This window comes from Variovorax sp. ISS6 (assembly GCF_056523145.1).
The window spans coordinates 1128092-1142866 of the sequence record NZ_JAWRZC010000002.1 but is presented as its reverse complement, the minus strand read 5'-3'; the positions used below and the strand labels follow the sequence as shown (position 1 = coordinate 1142866).

At 61.9% G+C, this 14775-nt stretch carries 16 protein-coding genes; 6 read left to right on the top strand and 10 right to left on the bottom strand.

What is annotated here, in order from left to right; genetic code table 11:
• Nucleotides 1–300 precede the first annotated feature (300 nt).
• On the top strand, nucleotides 301–888 hold the full coding sequence (locus AC1HIL_RS36965) for a lipocalin family protein (RefSeq protein ID WP_479668704.1): 588 nt from the start codon (nucleotides 301–303) through the stop codon (nucleotides 886–888).
• A gap of 249 nt (nucleotides 889–1137) precedes the next feature.
• On the opposite strand, the gene AC1HIL_RS36960 is transcribed toward AC1HIL_RS36965, so the two are convergent.
• The gene (locus AC1HIL_RS36960) at nucleotides 1138–2670 is read right to left on the bottom strand and encodes a sensor domain-containing diguanylate cyclase (RefSeq protein WP_479668705.1); all 1533 of its coding nucleotides are present in this window, start codon (nucleotides 2668–2670) and stop codon (nucleotides 1138–1140) included.
• Between the two features lie 341 nt (nucleotides 2671–3011).
• On the opposite strand from AC1HIL_RS36960, the gene AC1HIL_RS36955 reads away from it, so the two are divergent.
• The 3 genes from AC1HIL_RS36955 to AC1HIL_RS36945 all read left to right on the top strand — a co-directional run bounded on the left by AC1HIL_RS36955 (nucleotide 3012) and on the right by AC1HIL_RS36945 (nucleotide 5639).
• Nucleotides 3012–3668, top strand: coding sequence for a sigma-70 family RNA polymerase sigma factor (locus tag AC1HIL_RS36955; protein ID WP_479668706.1), 657 nt, complete (start codon nucleotides 3012–3014; stop codon nucleotides 3666–3668).
• Nucleotides 3668–4333 (top strand): ChrR family anti-sigma-E factor, encoded by a 666-nt coding sequence (locus tag AC1HIL_RS36950; protein ID WP_082322163.1) that lies wholly within the window; start codon nucleotides 3668–3670, stop codon nucleotides 4331–4333. The genes AC1HIL_RS36955 and AC1HIL_RS36950 overlap by 1 nt, the downstream gene beginning before the upstream one ends.
• A gap of 493 nt (nucleotides 4334–4826) precedes the next feature.
• Complete coding sequence (locus tag AC1HIL_RS36945) at nucleotides 4827–5639, top strand: transglutaminase domain-containing protein (protein ID WP_422098568.1); 813 nt, start codon at nucleotides 4827–4829, stop codon at nucleotides 5637–5639.
• A gap of 207 nt (nucleotides 5640–5846) precedes the next feature.
• Here AC1HIL_RS36945 and AC1HIL_RS36940 read toward each other — a convergent pair whose 3' ends face one another.
• The 6 genes from AC1HIL_RS36940 to AC1HIL_RS36915 all read right to left on the bottom strand — a co-directional run bounded on the left by AC1HIL_RS36940 (nucleotide 5847) and on the right by AC1HIL_RS36915 (nucleotide 9941).
• A complete protein-coding gene (locus AC1HIL_RS36940; protein WP_479668707.1) occupies nucleotides 5847–7091 on the bottom strand; it encodes an MFS transporter in 1245 nt (414 codons plus the stop codon).
• Nucleotides 7088–7642 (bottom strand): isochorismatase family protein, encoded by a 555-nt coding sequence (locus tag AC1HIL_RS36935; RefSeq protein ID WP_261217563.1) that lies wholly within the window; start codon nucleotides 7640–7642, stop codon nucleotides 7088–7090. The genes AC1HIL_RS36940 and AC1HIL_RS36935 overlap by 4 nt, the downstream gene beginning before the upstream one ends.
• Nucleotides 7643–7655: 13 nt before the next feature.
• Nucleotides 7656–8108, bottom strand: coding sequence for a MarR family winged helix-turn-helix transcriptional regulator (locus AC1HIL_RS36930; protein ID WP_409976602.1), 453 nt, complete (start codon nucleotides 8106–8108; stop codon nucleotides 7656–7658).
• Between the two features lie 291 nt (nucleotides 8109–8399).
• Nucleotides 8400–8822, bottom strand: a complete 423-nt coding sequence (locus tag AC1HIL_RS36925; RefSeq protein WP_261217565.1) for a hypothetical protein — start codon at nucleotides 8820–8822, stop codon at nucleotides 8400–8402.
• A gap of 229 nt (nucleotides 8823–9051) precedes the next feature.
• Nucleotides 9052–9318, bottom strand: coding sequence for a hypothetical protein (locus tag AC1HIL_RS36920; protein ID WP_261217566.1), 267 nt, complete (start codon nucleotides 9316–9318; stop codon nucleotides 9052–9054).
• A 407-nt stretch (nucleotides 9319–9725) separates the two neighbouring features.
• A complete protein-coding gene (locus AC1HIL_RS36915; protein ID WP_261217568.1) occupies nucleotides 9726–9941 on the bottom strand; it encodes a hypothetical protein in 216 nt (71 codons plus the stop codon).
• On the opposite strand from AC1HIL_RS36915, the gene AC1HIL_RS36910 reads away from it, so the two are divergent.
• Nucleotides 9940–10251 (top strand): hypothetical protein, encoded by a 312-nt coding sequence (locus AC1HIL_RS36910; RefSeq protein ID WP_479668708.1) that lies wholly within the window; start codon nucleotides 9940–9942, stop codon nucleotides 10249–10251. The genes AC1HIL_RS36915 and AC1HIL_RS36910 overlap by 2 nt on opposite strands.
• Nucleotides 10252–10619: 368 nt before the next feature.
• On the opposite strand, the gene AC1HIL_RS36905 is transcribed toward AC1HIL_RS36910, so the two are convergent.
• The 3 genes from AC1HIL_RS36905 to AC1HIL_RS36895 all read right to left on the bottom strand — a co-directional run bounded on the left by AC1HIL_RS36905 (nucleotide 10620) and on the right by AC1HIL_RS36895 (nucleotide 12519).
• Nucleotides 10620–10952, bottom strand: a complete 333-nt coding sequence (locus AC1HIL_RS36905; protein WP_261217573.1) for a hypothetical protein — start codon at nucleotides 10950–10952, stop codon at nucleotides 10620–10622.
• Nucleotides 10953–11401: 449 nt separating this feature from the next.
• The gene (locus AC1HIL_RS36900) at nucleotides 11402–11770 is read right to left on the bottom strand and encodes a hypothetical protein (protein ID WP_261217575.1); all 369 of its coding nucleotides are present in this window, start codon (nucleotides 11768–11770) and stop codon (nucleotides 11402–11404) included.
• A gap of 71 nt (nucleotides 11771–11841) precedes the next feature.
• On the bottom strand, nucleotides 11842–12519 hold the full coding sequence (locus tag AC1HIL_RS36895) for a TetR family transcriptional regulator (RefSeq protein ID WP_057591499.1): 678 nt from the start codon (nucleotides 12517–12519) through the stop codon (nucleotides 11842–11844).
• Nucleotides 12520–12664: 145 nt separating this feature from the next.
• Between AC1HIL_RS36895 and AC1HIL_RS36890 the strand changes: the two genes are divergently transcribed.
• Entirely contained in the window at nucleotides 12665–14719 is a 2055-nt protein-coding gene (locus AC1HIL_RS36890) for a carboxylesterase/lipase family protein (protein ID WP_479668709.1), read from the top strand.
• Nucleotides 14720–14775: the final 56 nt, after the last annotated feature.

Sequence of the window (14775 nt, the reverse complement as noted above, 5' to 3'; positions counted from 1 at the left end):
TAGCGGGGCTGATGGGGACGTGCGCAGGTCAAGCGCCTTATCGTCGGGCTGATCGATGGCCGTGCGTAAGGCCTCCAGCGCGAGCCGCCTTACCCGCTAGACAGGTTCTGGTAATGGCCTCATCTTCTGGAAGGCTACCCCTCCCGACGACCTCGGCAGGGCAGGACACGGGATTCGCCCCAGGTTGATGGAGCGTACCAGGCCAATGCGCTGAGCGGGCTTGCAAAGCCGCGGGGCGCCGTCCGACGTATCCAGCGCGCACCGACCCGTACTTTGCACCAAACTTCCGGACCCGCCCCTATGCAGCGCCTCTCTCCGCGGCTGGTCAAGCCGACCGTACTGCTTGTTGCAGCCTTGTTCGCGACGCTATTCGTCGCCAGCTGTGCTGTCTCACCGAATGTCAAGATCCGGCCGGTGCCGCAGGTCGACCTGCACCGCTTCGTTGGCGACTGGTATGTCATCGGGAACATCCCTACGCGTCCCGAGCGCAACGCATTCAACGCGGTCGAGTCGTATACGCTGCAGCCCGACGGCAGAATCGCCACTCGGTTCCGCTATCGTGAAGGCGCCTTTGACGGCGAGCTCAAGACGATGAACCCGATTGCCACTGTAGTGCCCGGGACCAACAATGCGGTTTGGGGCATGCAGTTCGTCTGGCCGATCAAGGCCGAATACGTGATCGTCGACATCGACAGCGATTACCAGCTGACCATCATAGGTCGCAGCGACCGCGACTACGCTTGGATCATGGCGCGCACGCCGCAAATCTCCGAGACGTCCTACCAGAATGCGGTGGCGCGTCTGAAGGAACTCGGCTATTCGGTGGACAGCCTCCGCCGTGTGCCGCAGCGCTGGCCGGAGACGCCTTCAGCGGTTGCGCGGCCGTAGCGCCTCAGGAGTTCCCTGCCAGCAACAATCTCAGCTCGCGCCACGAAGCCAAAACTGCACTCACCGACTGGACTTGCCAGCTCGACGAATGGGCAGCTTCAGCCAACGGCCGATGTTTAGCCCGTGGATTTCAGAGTCATCTAATCGTCCAGTCGATGCGACCACCTTCATCCAGTCAAAGCGCCCGAAGGAGGATCGACAAATCGCGTCGTCCAATCCTACCGACAACGTGGCACCGATGGACGCTGCTCACTGGTCTTGGCTTCGCGCTTCTATCTTGTAGCTGACCCATCCCCAATAGTCGTCTACGGTTTCTCTGCGCCGTACGGCTTCTTGCCAATGCGGCCGAGTGAATATAGGATGCTGATTGACCGGCAGAGCATACTTGTCACGCAAGGCTTCCGGACTGAGAGGCTCATCGTCGGCCCGGATATCCGTGACAACTTGGAGATCGTCGACTCCGTCACGGACATAGGGCCAGCTCAACTCAAACATGACACAGTCGCGACCGGCCGACTTTGCTTTCCATAGCGAGTCATCTGCTTTTTTCAAAGAAACTGACTGATTCCGATATTCGGTCAATGGAGCAACCCCAACCGAGACGGTGACACGCAAACGCTGCGCTCCGATCCTAAAATGGCCTTGAGAGAACGCGCGACGCAATTCCTCGCAAACCGCTAGCACCTTGGCAACCTCCATGCCGCGAAACACCATTCCGAACTCCTCTCCACCAAGTCTGGCAACACAGATGTCGTCACCTTGATGAACCTGGAGCATTTTTGCGGCTTCGACCAATACGACATCTCCTGCATCATGCCCATAGCGATCGTTGACGGCCTTGAAGAAGTCAAGGTCGAATATTGCGACAGCCGCTTGCGCACCTTCAACGACTGCTTGCTGAGCACGTTCAAGCTGTACTCCAAATCGTCTTCTATTGGCCAAACCTGTCAGCGAATCCGTTTCCGACAGCTCGACCAACTGGCGATTTAGCGCCGAAAGCTCTGAGTGCGCCTGCTGCAGCGCTCTCTTCCGAGAAATCACGTCGGTCACATCAGTCCAGATGCTGACCAGTTCATCTTCCCACCATTGTTCTTGGATACGGTAGAAGCGACCTGACCGCGCCTGAAGTGTCACCGGGTGATGCAGCGGCCCTTCAACTTCGCTCAGGCACAACTTTTCGAACTCAGCGTCGCGCTCGAATATCTCGTGAAACTTCTTCCAGTAGCTCGCTTGGGTAACTCTTCGTTCAATTGCTGGAACACCCCGAATTAGACTGAGAAAGTGTTCCGAGAAAAATCTCGTATTCACGTAGCGCAGACTTCCATCGGCATCATGGACCGTGATGCCCACGTTCACCGCCGCAATAAGTCGATGCAGAAGTTCGCTGTCCGTGCCGGGTGCGATTTGGGTACTGATGTCTCTCCATAACTTGAAGCGCCCACCTTCCGGCAGCAAGAACATGCGAAGCTCGAGCCATCGGCCGTCGGCCCGCTGATACTGGATCGGTCCCTGTTCGTTCAGGTGCCTCGACATACCATTTTCCGTCGCCTCAACCATCTGCTCCGGCGTCGACGCCGGATGCTGTAGCCGCAGAAACGCCTTCAACGTTTCCTCGAACGTCGTTCCCACCCGGATCCAGGAAGCGACTTCCGGAAAGAACTCCGTATAGAGAGCGTTCCAACCGGTGATGCGATTCTGAGCGTCGTAACAGCACACGGCGCATCCGCCATGAACCAACAACGCCTGCAGCAGTGCATCAGGAGGGGCTTGAAGAGACGACATTGAGGGATTCCAAGCAGAGGGCCGCCAGGGCCGCGACGCCAAATCTTCCCAGATTCCCAGCGACACTCAACCTCGGCGCAACGGCGTTTCAAGCAGCTTCGGCCTGGCGACACCCGGCCGGTTTTCATGTCAGGGCGCGGCACGCGCCCAGCGCACCGCCACAAAGGCGCGGCTGCCGCGCCGTTGATGGTGCGCGTACAAGCGCTGAAACGACGGCCACCGGAAGTTCGGGCGCGGTCAGCCTCTCCGGAAAATGGCTTGCGCAGCTCGGTTGTTACAATTTCCGCCTGCCGTCATGGCTCACTTGTGATCCAAGTAAGCTTAAGGGGCGTATATGAGGCATGAGCGCCGTTCAAGAAGTCGTAGTGCCCGAACCCGACACGGGCGTGTCCAAGCTGCCTTGGCTGTCTGTCGTAACCAAGGTGCAACGACGAGGTACCGTGCCAACCAGCGAACAACTCAATGAGTGGGTGGAGGCGGTAGCGGCGACCAATAGCCGACAGGCGTTTGCCGCTCTCTTTAAGCATTTTGCCCCTAGGGTCAAGGCTTACATGATGCTCTGTGGCTCTTCGGAGACGTCCGCCGAGGAGTTGGCGCAGGAAACGATGGTGAGCCTTTGGCGAAAGGCCAAGCTCTTCGACCCGAAGCGAGCGGCATTGTCCACATGGATCTTCGCGATCGCAAGGAATCTTCGGGTGGATTCATTACGGCGCGACAGCGTCCCCTTGGTGCCAGACGAAGAGGATCTGGCGACGCAGTTGGTTGACCCGGGTCCGGCCCTGGAAGAAGGTGTGTGGACTGGAGAGAATGCAGTACGCATTCGACTGGCTATGTCGCAGCTTTCTCCAGAGCAGAAGCATCTGCTGAGCCTGTCATTTTTCAAAGATCACCCCCATCCAGAGATCGCGCAAGAGCTTGGGCTTCCGTTAGGCACTGTGAAGTCGCGCATTCGAAGGGCGCTTGCGCGCCTGCGCGAGTTGCTTGAAGGAATGCAATAATGATCCGCCATCATCCCGCTGACGACCTCTTGCTTTCACTCGCCGCGGGAACGCTCTCCATCGGCGCAACGCTCGTAGTGCGCACTCACATCGAGACCTGCGCTCAATGCCAGGAGCGCCTTGGACTCTTCGAAGCAGTCGGCGGGGTCATAGTTGAGGACCTGCCGCCTGCATCTCTTTCGGCGCAAGCACTGGCACGAACACTCGCGGCGATTGATCAGCCAGCGTCGGTTCACAAGACGCCATCTTCGCGCACCTTCGAACGAGGTGAGCGGCCCTCGCTGCCTGCCGGCATGGCGTGGCCTCGCGCCCTAGAGGCCTGCACCTCAACCCCCTGGAGATTTCTCGCTCCTGGCATGCGATGGAGCAGACTTCGCCTTCCTTCACATCCGGATGCAAAGCTATTCCTGTTGCGCATCGGCTCGGGCCGCAGCTTACCTTTTCATACCCACAATGGCACCGAGCTAACCCAGGTGCTTCACGGCGCTTTTGCAGACGGACGTGAGGTATTTGGCACCGGTGACTTTGATGCCGCAGATCACAGCATCCATCATTGTCCAACCGTCGCACCCGGGACCGACTGCATCTGCTTCGCCGCAGTCGAAGGCAAGATGCGATTTGATAGTCCGATTGCACGCGCAATGGCCAGCCTGATCGGGATGTAAGTTTCGGCAATAGTGGGAGGGCAAATGGATTTCAAATTTTTGCCTTCTCCTTTGCATTGATTTCCCAAAGTACAAACGACCTCTTGTTCTGGCGACAGCCTCGACAGCTTGAAGCAAGCCAGCGCAGTAGATCACGGGGGAGATTTTCCGACGCCCCCATCAGTGACCGGTGCGGTGCGTGTCTATCTCGCATACTCGCCTCCTCATCGTCTCGTGCGAGAGGGATCTCCAGGCTTCAGCGGCCGACATCACATCGGCCTCTAGCGATCCATCGCGCGACGGCTTCACCTGGCAGGGCACGAGTTTTGCTCTGGCAATGCGTAGGTTAATAACCGCGCGCATGGCGGATGAACTAGATGCCCAAGCTTTTGCGAATCAAAACGCTGGTGAAAACTCGATCTTCGCTGACAGAAGCAGCACCCTGCAAAGGCTACAACCAGGGCTGATTCCCGCGCGCCCAACTTTCAAATCCACTCTCCACTGAGAAAGAACTATGCGACTTCACGCCACATGCAAGATGAGAGTGCAAGCAAGTAGTGACTGCCCTGTCGTCGCGATGCTTCGCCCCCGCAGTGGCGATGCGCAGTGGATGGTCAGTGAGCGCTACGAACTTCAGCCGTGGGTGACAACCACGGAATACGTCGACGTGTTTGGCAACCTGTGTCAGCGCCTCACCGTGCCAAAAGGCGAGATGCGCATCGAGGTTGAGATGATCATGGAAGCCGAGGCTGCGATCGCCGTCGCGCCCGATGCAGAAGCAGTAGCGGTCCGCGACCTGCCCTCGGACACGCTGCAATACTTGCTTCAAAGCCGCTACTGCCCTTCTGACAAGATGGAGGACCGTGCGCTCCAGATCGTCGGGGACACCAAATCGGGCTATGCCCAAGTCGAAGTCATTCGACGCTGGATCCACGAACACCTTGAGTACAGGTATGGCGTGAGCGATGGATCCACGGATGCGCTCGACACCCTTTCTGATGGCGCAGGCGTGTGTCGTGACTTCTCACACGTGGCTATCGGCATGTGCCGTGCCCTGCGCATCCCCGCCCGCATGGTGGTCGGTTACTTGTACCAACTCGAGCCCATGGACATGCACGCCTGGTTCGAGGCTTTCGTCGGCGGGCGGTGGTATACCTTCGACGCGACGCAGGCAGAACCGCAAGGCGGTCGAATCGTCTTGGCCTATGGGCGCGATGCGGCTGATGTCGCGTTCCTCTCGAACTATGGGCCGCTTGAAGTCACCGAGATGGCAATCTCAGTCGACGAACTGAAAGCAAATACTTCTACCGCGGCGTTGTCGAGCTAGCAACAGCGCGCTTTTCTTACCAAGGTGTGCAACACATGCTGAAGCAGCGGACACTTCGCAGATCAGTTGTTATGCAGGCCGGAGGTTGACAGGACACCAGCTCGCCGCACCTCAGCGAACCTGCGTGGGTAGACATCGGGCGACCACGCGAAGCACCCGCGCCACAAGCTCCGCCCTGACGGCGGCGCAGCATTGCTTCCACTTGTCCTATGGCTCGGGGTTTTCCTGGGAAGCACCCACCTGCGAGGACCGGTGGTACAGCGACAGGTAGCGCCACCCGACGATAGCCGCGGCCAGCCCCGACAGCGCCGCCACTCCCATCGCCCAACGCGCCCCAAACGCGTCGGCCACCCAGCCGACCAGGGGCGCACCCATCGGCGTGCAACCGAGCAGGATCGCCAGCAGGATCGCCAGCACGCGCCCGCGCATGGCGGGCTCGGTCGACAGCTGCACCCAACTGTTGACCGTGGTGGTGAAGGTTTGCGCGGCCACACCCACCACGATCAACGTCATGCCGAAGAGCCAGTAGCCGGGCATCAGCGCGGCCAGCGCGCAGCCCGCGCCGAAAACGGAAGCACCCACCACGAGCACGCCCATGCGCGGCTTGTCGCGCCGCGCGGCCAGCAGTGCGCCCATGACGGAGCCGATCGCCATGATCGAAGACAGCAGGCCGTACTGGTGAGCGCCCGCATGAAAGACGGTGACCGACATCGTGGAGATGAAGATCGGGAAGTTCAAGCCGAAGGTGCCGATCAAAAAAAGCATGAACAGCACGGCCTTCAGGTCGGGGCGCCGCCAAACGTAGCGAAAGCCCTCGAGAAAACTGCCACGGGTGCGCACCGCGCGCTGGCGCAGATGGAGCTCGTGCACGCGCAGCATCCTCATCGCGCCGATGACGGCCACGTACGACGCCGCGTTGATCACGAAGACCCAGCCCGTGCCGACCGCGGCAATGAGCACGCCTGCGACCGCCGGGCCGATCATGCGCGCGGCATTGAACGACGTGGAGTTCAGCGCCACCGCATTCTGCAGATCGATCTCGGTGACCAGTTCCGACACGAAAGTCTGGCGCGCCGGCGCATCGAAGGCGGCCACGCACCCCAGCAGCAGCGCGAACACGTACACATGCCACAGCTGCACGAGGCCGGTGAGTGTCAGCAGACCCAATCCGAGCGCCAACGCACCCATGGTGGCCTGCGTGACCATCAGCAGCTTGCGCCGGTCGAGATGGTCGGCCGCCCAGCCGGTGAGCGGCAGCAACAGCAATTGCGGGCCGAACTGCAGCGCCATCACGATGCCGACCGCGGCGGCGTTGTGGCGCGTGAGCTGCGTGAGCACGATCCAGTCCTGCGCGGTGCGCTGCATCCAGGTGCCCACGTTGGACACCGCCGCGCCACCGGCCCACACGCGGTAGTTGTAGCCACGGAGCGAACGGAAAGTGCTGCTGCTCACCGAGCAAGCAGGTCGATGATTTCCTGCGTGGTGCCGGTTTCGCCCAGGCGCGGAAAGATGCGGGCGATGCTGTTGGCGTGAGCATCGGCGTTCATGTCGGTCATGGCGTCGATGCCGAGCGTGACGTTGAAACCCAGTTCGTAGGCCTGGCGTGCGGTCGACTCCACGCCGATGCTGGTGGCGATGCCGACTATCACGACCTGCGTGACGCCCAGCGCCTTCAGGTGCGATTCGAGCCCGGTATTCGTGAAGGCACCCCACGTGTGCTTGGTGACCAGGTGGTCCCCGGTCTGGCGGTCGAGTTCGGCGGCCAGCTCGGCCCAGTCGGCGGGCAGTTCGCCACCGGGGCGCTGCTGCTGGGTGCGGCCCTTGGCACCGCCTGCCACGTTGACGAGCACCACGGGCAGCGCACGTTGGCGGAAGGCAGACGCCAGGGCGCTGGCGCGCTGCACGATCTCGCCGGTGGCATGCGCGACGGGCAGTGCGAGGATGCCCTTTTGCAGGTCGATGACGATGAGGGCGGTTTGGGGATCGAGGGTGGTGACGGGCATGGTGGGTTCGCTTTCAATCTTCGGCGAGGCGTTTGAAGAGTTCGATGGAGGCCGCGAGCGCTTCCTGCTCGCGCGGGGCGAGCCTGGTCTGGATCACCTGGAACAGCCAGTCCTCGCGCGCGGCGCGGGCGTCCTTGATCCATTGGCGAAAGACCGGCGTGACCGACCAGATGGTCTGGCGTCCATCGGCCGGGTCGGGCGCACCGCTGACGAGTCCCGCCCCTTGCAGCGCGGCCACGGTCGCGCCCATGGATTGAGGGCGCACACCCACGGTACGCGCGAGGGTCGTGACCGTGGCCGGACCTTCGCGCTCGAGATGCAGAAGCACGGTCTTCTGGGAACCCGTGAGATCGCCGGCATGCGACTGCTCGCGCAGTCGCCGGTTGAGCTTTGCCACCAGCATGCGCAGTTCCGCAGCGAGGGTGTGCGCGCGTAGATCGTGAGGGGCGCTTACCGGCTCATTCATCAAGCCATGCTAGCCGATACAAAGTCAAACTACAAAGTTTTACTTCATAGATTTCTTAGCCTTTGATGAGGAGCATTAAGGTGAAGGACCGCTGTTCAACTCGACGAGCCTGCCAAGCTCAAGCCCGACGCCGAGGGCTTCAGTGACGCGGTCAGCACCCGAAAAGCGTTCTCTGACTGGTGCATCGGCGCGGCTCGGGTGCGCCGCAGTTCCTCAAATCAAGGCCTGTCCCCTTCCCCTCGTCTTTTGTCGTAAAAAAGGGGGCCATCACCCGAGGCAGGATCGCCAGATCTATTCCCAGGCCGGAATCGGAGATGCAGACAGCAGCATACGGGCCTGGCGCCAGTCCCTCGAGCGCCGTCGGACTGCCAAGCGCAACCTCAACGGGTGCGTACGCAGCTTGATCGACCCTCCGCCGGGCATTGCATCGCGTGAGTTGACCAACACATTCAAGCTCGCCACCTCAAGTTGCGTCACGTCGATCTCCAAATTCCCCGCGTTGGGCGCCAGGTCGAATTCGACATAGATCAAATCACCGAGAGTGCGCGCGGCCAACTCGGACATTCCTTGTGCCACCGCGTTGATCCCTACCACTCGGCCGCGCAGTCTTTGGCACCTCGAGAAAGCAAGCAGCTGCTGGGTCAGCGTTGATGCTTTAAAGATTGTCGAACGCAGGCTCTCAACCCCTCGACGAACGGTGCCCTCTTCGAGCATGCCCCTTTCCAACTTCACCTCCGTATGTCCAGATGACCTGACATCACCTGAAGCAGGTTACTGAAGTCGTGCGAGATACCGCCTGTGAGTGCCCGAGAGCCTCCATCTTGTGCGCTTGTGCGAGTGCTTCCTCGGCGTCGCGGCGACGGCTGGCATCGAGCTGGGACGCAAAAAAGAAGACCGCCGCGGCGCGCTCGACAATCGACCGCGCCGTTTCAGGCCGCAGCATTCAAATCGAAGGGCGGGCTTCTTCCTTGTGCCTGATGCAGTATTCCAAAGCGGCCTCAAGCATCGGCCAACTGGCGAAAACGTACACACGTTCCACCTTGTCCCAACGCCCCCCAAATTCCTTGAGCGTCAGCGCGAGCCCTGAGAAGCTGCCCAGAAGAGCGGGCTTGAATTGCCCATAGAGTTCACAGTGATCGGCCACGGTGCACCCGAGGCGCGCCGCGAGGCCCTGCACACGGTCCGTACCGTTCGGAGGAGGAAGAAGCATGTATCCATTCTCGCAAATGCTTTGTCTGCTGGCTTGTCTCGCTGCGTCTCCCCACGGAGGACCTACCGAGCAACGCGAACGGGTGCTGCGAACGCCAATGAGAGCCTGCAGAAAAAAGACGACAGCGAACTTCCTTTGGTGTCACCTCGAAAAGCGTCTGCACGTGCGAGCGTCCACGCTGCTGCCGGCACAAGGCTGAGCAGCGCTAACCGCGCTCGCCAAGCACTCAGACTCGTGCATCGAACTACGCCCCTGCGCGTCGAGAAAGGCCTGTCCCTTTCGCATCCGACCGGCGGAAGAGCGCCCTTTCGAGCTGGCTGGACACTCAGAGTAACGACGCATGGAGCGACCGACCATGATGATCTCGAGTCGAGAGCAGATGGGGGCCCAAGCATTCTCCGACCAAGCTATATCGGCTTGCCCATGGACAGGGCGGCTCTTCCTTGAGGCGTGATGCGGAAAATGATGACGCTGGCGTCCGCAGGCGGGGCGCCGACGCCTGGCAACTGGGCTTTGATCAATTCGGCCGCTTCGAGAACAATCGAATTTCGAATATCTGCTTCGTCATGAAGCTCGAGCGGAAACCTGGCGTCCTTGATGCGACGCAAAAAATCCATTGGCATGCCAGCCTTCTCCAACGGGCACGAAAATCTACTAAATCCCTGTGCGCTCAGCGATGTCATTTTACGTATGCCGTCTCTCTATCTCTCAATGACCGAAAAGCTGTCGGCCCATTGGAAGGCCCACGCCAATGCTTACCCGCAAAAATTTCTGATGACGCGCGCACAGCACGCGGAATACGTGCGCGTGCTGAAGCTCTGCGGCTCGAACAAGAGCGACTTTTTCACCCACATGGGAGTGCCGATCGAGATCGCTGAGGACACTCCCGGGTTGATGGTGGCGGCCGACGGCGTCGAGGTCTCGTTGCTGTGATGGCGCTTTCCTTTTGCTGGAAGCATTCGCGCGTGCTCACAAGGTCCTCACCCGAACAGCGTGAATGACCGTTGGTAGACATCGCGGCCGATAGTTAAGAGTGAATCTGCAGGCACATCGCTGCGATTGATGTTTCCGAGCAGGGCGAACCCTAGGGTCAGCATGGCCGGCAGGCTCGCAGTGACCTACGGTCCATGAAGGCTCCGAGGCCATCGTTGCGACACGGGCAGAATAGCCACACGACGTCTGAATCGAAATCCAAGAACCCGACAAACACGGCGAAGCTACAAGCTCGGCCGTCGAGACGGCACGCGCTGCCGTGAATGATCAAAGCAGCGCGCGCTCGAGCGGACTCATCTTTTCTTGTGCTACTGCATTCGTGCAGAAGTGGGTGAGTCGGAAGACGGTGATCTGCGACGCCGCGTGACGATGCGTGACATTCGTTGGCGCCACAGCGGCGGCCGCGACGGCGACTGCGGGTAGTCGAATTTGGCGAGCTCTTCACGCCCCTTTTGCGTGACTGCGAGCACCTGAGCAGCCAAGCCGTCGCCCGCCAGCGTGAGCGGATTGGTTGGCGCCGGAACCAGCGCCACAACCAGCCCCGCCGCTCTGAGGATGCGGACTTGATCGATGTCTTCGGGTCGATAGAACGAGACCGGCAGGCGGGACGTCGCGATCTGCCGCAACAAGTTCATGGTCATGAAAACCTCCTTTTTAGTTGACCAAAACTTCGACGGTGATCAATCTAGGTCCCACTCGGCAAGATTTCAAGAGACGTTCGACTTGTCACAGCGATCCTAAAAAAAGAGCCCGGCACTGGGCCGGGCTGAGGTTTACAGCAAGGTGCCACGACGCAGCCGTGGCGTCAGAAATGTAGGGTTCCCGCGCTTTACGCCATGTCAGACAGCTTTGATTCTTTTCACGTCGAAGGCGCGGCGGCGCGAGGACGCGGGAACGCGAAGAGCAAGAGGAACGCGGGTGACGCCGAGAACGTGAACAGAAGCTGGCGGCGACCGAGCGCCTACTGCAACCTGGCGCTCCCAGCCGGAGGCGAGAGGAACGCCTCGATGAGATCTTGTTTCCCAACCGGTGGTCCGGCCAAAGATCACGCTGCCGGAGGCAAGCTTGCCGCTGATCTCAACACGGGCACCTAGACAGCCCGCGAGGCATGCGCAAACTCAAACTGATCGCGGGACTCGCTGATGGCCTCAAAGAGATCTGGTTCTTCCCAGAGTTCGCGCAGCAGCTCATCGGCCCGCACACGCAAAGGCGTGACCTCCGCATGGCCGAGCGGACCGAGCCGAATCATCGCCTCATAGACCGCCGCCTCAGCTGCAGCCCACGCCTCATAGCGTTTATCGAATGCAATGGTGGTCATTCCGAACTCCTGGGTCATCGTTTCTACCCTGGGGCCTGCAAGATCGATGTAGGACTTTTGACTATCCGCAAGACAAGCCGTTCGCCAACGGGTGCGCGGTGTCGGTCGGCGCCACGAGCCATGGTCGATGAAGCTGATCATGGAAGCCGTGGCGTCTGGTCGGGCGCACTGCATTCAACGGCACGCCTGCCGATCCTGCTCAAGCTCGAGCGTCACGGATGCCGGATACCGGCTTCGAGATAGTCCATGAACAGCGCCCGCTCCTGTACTTCGTTGCCACGTCGCCCGATCGACAGCGGCCCGAAGGGTGAGCGCATGGCGTAGCTGCGGTACGAGATGCCGTAGTACAACGAGTTCATCGTCAGGAGGAGGCGGAACTTCAGAACTTCGAGGGGTACCGCCGGGATCAGCGCGGCAAGCCTGTCCAGTGCGAGCGTCAGTATGTCGCGGTGCATGTCGGCCGAAATTTTCTGGCCTTCCTCGCCGAAATCCCAGCCGAGCCGGCCGATGAAGCACACGGCGTCGCGGCCCAGCCCGGCCTCGGACAGCATGTCGATCATCGGACCGAAGGCTGCGTCCAGCACGTCGCGCACGGTGTGCGGTCCCCGGTCCAGCGCCTCGAGCCGCGCGCGGCAGCGCGGCTCGAGGATACGCTGGAGCATCCGCGCCACCTCGGTCACCACACTCTCGCGATTTCCGAAGTGGTAGTGCAGCGCCGACAGGTTGCCCGCGCCCGCGGCCGCGACGATCCTGCGCAGCGACACGGCATTCATGCCCTCGCGCGCGAACAACCGCATGGCTTCCAGCAGCAGGCGCTCGCGCGTGGCGGCGGCCGACGCCGCCAGCGCGGGTGGGCGTTTTTCCTTCGGGCTCGTTGCAGGACTGGGCATGGGACGCAGATTGTGACCGCTGGCCGGGCTAGGGTTAGTTCTAATTCGATTGAATTAATTCAATGGAATTATTCACCCGTTCCATCTGGGCCGGCTCGGCCCCGCGCGGGGACCCCCGTACGTCAAATAACCGAAGGAGATATGGATGATCAAAGGCATGGCATCGCCCGAGGGGCGCCGTTGCGGCACGCGGTGGATGGCCGCTTGCGCCGCTACCGCCTTCTTGCTGGGCTGTGGCGGCGGAGGAGGGAGCAGCGCCAGTTTCATATCGTGGCCCACGGTGCCGGCGCCCGACGGCAGCCATGAGCCTGCACCGGACAACCAGCCCCGGCTCATCGGCGTGTTCGCAGGCGGACCGGTTGTTGGCCTCGACTACCGTGGCTCCGTCACAGGGGCGCGTAAGACAGACGCGCAGGGGCGCTACGACTATGCGCCAGGCGAAACGCTGAGCTTTTCGATTGGTGAATTGCCGCTGGGCACCGCGCCCGCCGCGGACGCGCTGTCGCCGCTGAGCATCGGCGGCGCCAGCTCGCCGGCCGACCCCCGCGCCACCAATCGCCTCGTACTGCTGCAGACGCTCGATGCCGACGGCGACCTCAACAACGGCATTCAGGTCACCGGCGCAATTCGCGACATCGTGTCCCGGCATGCCGCGGCCATCGATTTCTCCCAAACGGCCACGGCCTTCCGCGCAAGCCTCGCACCATTGCTCGCAGCGCTCGATGCGGCCGGCGCCTTCACGGATCTCGATCCGCGTCCGCGCAGCGCGCGCGGCGCCGTCGCCGCGCAGGAGCACTACACCCGCGCCACCGCCGCGCGCAACCTCGTGATCACCACCGGCGGTCCGCTGCGCGGCTTCGAGTCCAGCGCCACGACCTGGCAATACCTTGGCATTCCCTACGCGCAGCCGCCGGTCGGCGCGCTGCGCTGGCGCGCGCCGCAAGCGCCCCAGCCCTGGAGCGGGGTGCGTGAGGCGGTGGCCTGGGCAGATCAGGCCGCACAGGTCCAAGCGCTCGAGCGCTTCGGCGAAGGCGGCATGAGCGAAGACTCGCTCTACCTCAACGTGACGGCACCCAAGGCCGCGTCGAAGCTGCCGGTGATGGTGTGGTTCCACGGCGGCGGGTTCACTTCGCTCACGAGCAACACCAAGCCTTTCAACAACCCGAATGCCCTCGCCAGCAAGGGCGTGGTGCAAGTCTCGGTGAACCATCGCCTCGGCGCCCTCGGCTACATCGCGCACCCCGCGCTCAGCGCCGAGAGCGGTCACGGCGGCTCGGGCAACTACGGGCAGATGGACCTGGTGATGGCACTGCAGTGGGTCAAGGCGAACATCGCGGCCTTCGGCGGCGACCCCGACAACGTGACCGTCTTCGGCGAGTCCGGTGGCGGGCGCAAGGTGCTTTCACTCATGGCATCGCCGAGCGCGGCCGGCCTTTTCCACAAGGCGATCAGCCAGAGCGGCACGCTGATTCCCGACACCCGCACGCTGGCCTCGGCCGAGGCGGTCGGACTCGCGCTCCAGACGCGGCTGGGCGCGGCCTCGCTCGAGGAGATGCGCAGCCGCCCCTGGACCGAGGTGGTCGCAGCGGCTTCCGTGCTCGTGCCCTACACCAACATCGACAACGGCTATCTGCCGTACAGCGAGCGCGTGAGTTTCGAGTCGCGCCGACACAACGACGTGCCCTTCATGATCGTGGTCAACACCAACGACACCCCCGACCCGATCGAGACGGTGAAGAACGTGTTTCCCTGGATGACGACGCACAGCGCCAGCCGGCACTATGCGGCCCTCTTCAGCCAGGTGCCGGGCGGCTGGCGCGCCAGGGGCGTGAAAACGTATCACGCGGGCGAGCTGGCCTACGTCTTCAATGCGCCTGAGAGCGTCGTCACCCACTACCTGCTCGACCTGGTGATCGACCCGGCCACCGGCAGCAAGCTCGCAATTGGAGACCTCAACGGCAACGGCGTCAGCGGCTCCGCGGGCGACACGCAGGACATCCTTGCCTCGGCCGGTTTCGACAGCGCTGATGCGAAGGCCATCGAGAACAGCATGGCGATCTGGACCCAGTTCGCCAAAACCGGCAACCCAAGCGTCGCGGGATTGGTTGACTGGCCTGCCTACACGCCCGCGAACGACCGCTTCGTCGAACTCGGCGCCGCGCCCGTGGTCCGCACCGGCCTGTCGAGCGTCTTTCCCTGAGCGCGCTGCCGGAGCGCCGCGTCGCCAGATCGCGAGGAGGCGCGGCGGCGCGGCCA

Bases quoted from the DNA above. Each gene is read 5' to 3' on its own strand.
- AC1HIL_RS36950 (WP_082322163.1), top strand. From the start codon at position 3,668: ATGATCCGCCATCATCCCGCTGACGACCTCTTGCTTTCACTCGCCGCG.
- AC1HIL_RS36915 (WP_261217568.1), bottom strand. From the start codon at position 9,941: ATGCCAATGGATTTTTTGCGTCGCATCAAGGACGCCAGGTTTCCGCTC.
- AC1HIL_RS36895 (WP_057591499.1), bottom strand. From the start codon at position 12,519: ATGCCCAGTCCTGCAACGAGCCCGAAGGAAAAACGCCCACCCGCGCTG.
- AC1HIL_RS36955 (WP_479668706.1), top strand. From the start codon at position 3,012: ATGAGCGCCGTTCAAGAAGTCGTAGTGCCCGAACCCGACACGGGCGTG.
- AC1HIL_RS36945 (WP_422098568.1), top strand. From the start codon at position 4,827: ATGCGACTTCACGCCACATGCAAGATGAGAGTGCAAGCAAGTAGTGAC.
- AC1HIL_RS36965 (WP_479668704.1), top strand. From the start codon at position 301: ATGCAGCGCCTCTCTCCGCGGCTGGTCAAGCCGACCGTACTGCTTGTT.
- AC1HIL_RS36960 (WP_479668705.1), bottom strand. From the start codon at position 2,670: ATGTCGTCTCTTCAAGCCCCTCCTGATGCACTGCTGCAGGCGTTGTTG.
- AC1HIL_RS36900 (WP_261217575.1), bottom strand. From the start codon at position 11,770: ATGATCAGCTTCATCGACCATGGCTCGTGGCGCCGACCGACACCGCGC.
- AC1HIL_RS36935 (WP_261217563.1), bottom strand. From the start codon at position 7,642: ATGCCCGTCACCACCCTCGATCCCCAAACCGCCCTCATCGTCATCGAC.
- AC1HIL_RS36910 (WP_479668708.1), top strand. From the start codon at position 9,940: ATGCCAGCCTTCTCCAACGGGCACGAAAATCTACTAAATCCCTGTGCG.
- AC1HIL_RS36905 (WP_261217573.1), bottom strand. From the start codon at position 10,952: ATGACCATGAACTTGTTGCGGCAGATCGCGACGTCCCGCCTGCCGGTC.
- AC1HIL_RS36920 (WP_261217566.1), bottom strand. From the start codon at position 9,318: ATGCTTCTTCCTCCTCCGAACGGTACGGACCGTGTGCAGGGCCTCGCG.
- AC1HIL_RS36890 (WP_479668709.1), top strand. From the start codon at position 12,665: ATGATCAAAGGCATGGCATCGCCCGAGGGGCGCCGTTGCGGCACGCGG.
- AC1HIL_RS36925 (WP_261217565.1), bottom strand. From the start codon at position 8,822: ATGCTCGAAGAGGGCACCGTTCGTCGAGGGGTTGAGAGCCTGCGTTCG.
- AC1HIL_RS36930 (WP_409976602.1), bottom strand. From the start codon at position 8,108: ATGAATGAGCCGGTAAGCGCCCCTCACGATCTACGCGCGCACACCCTC.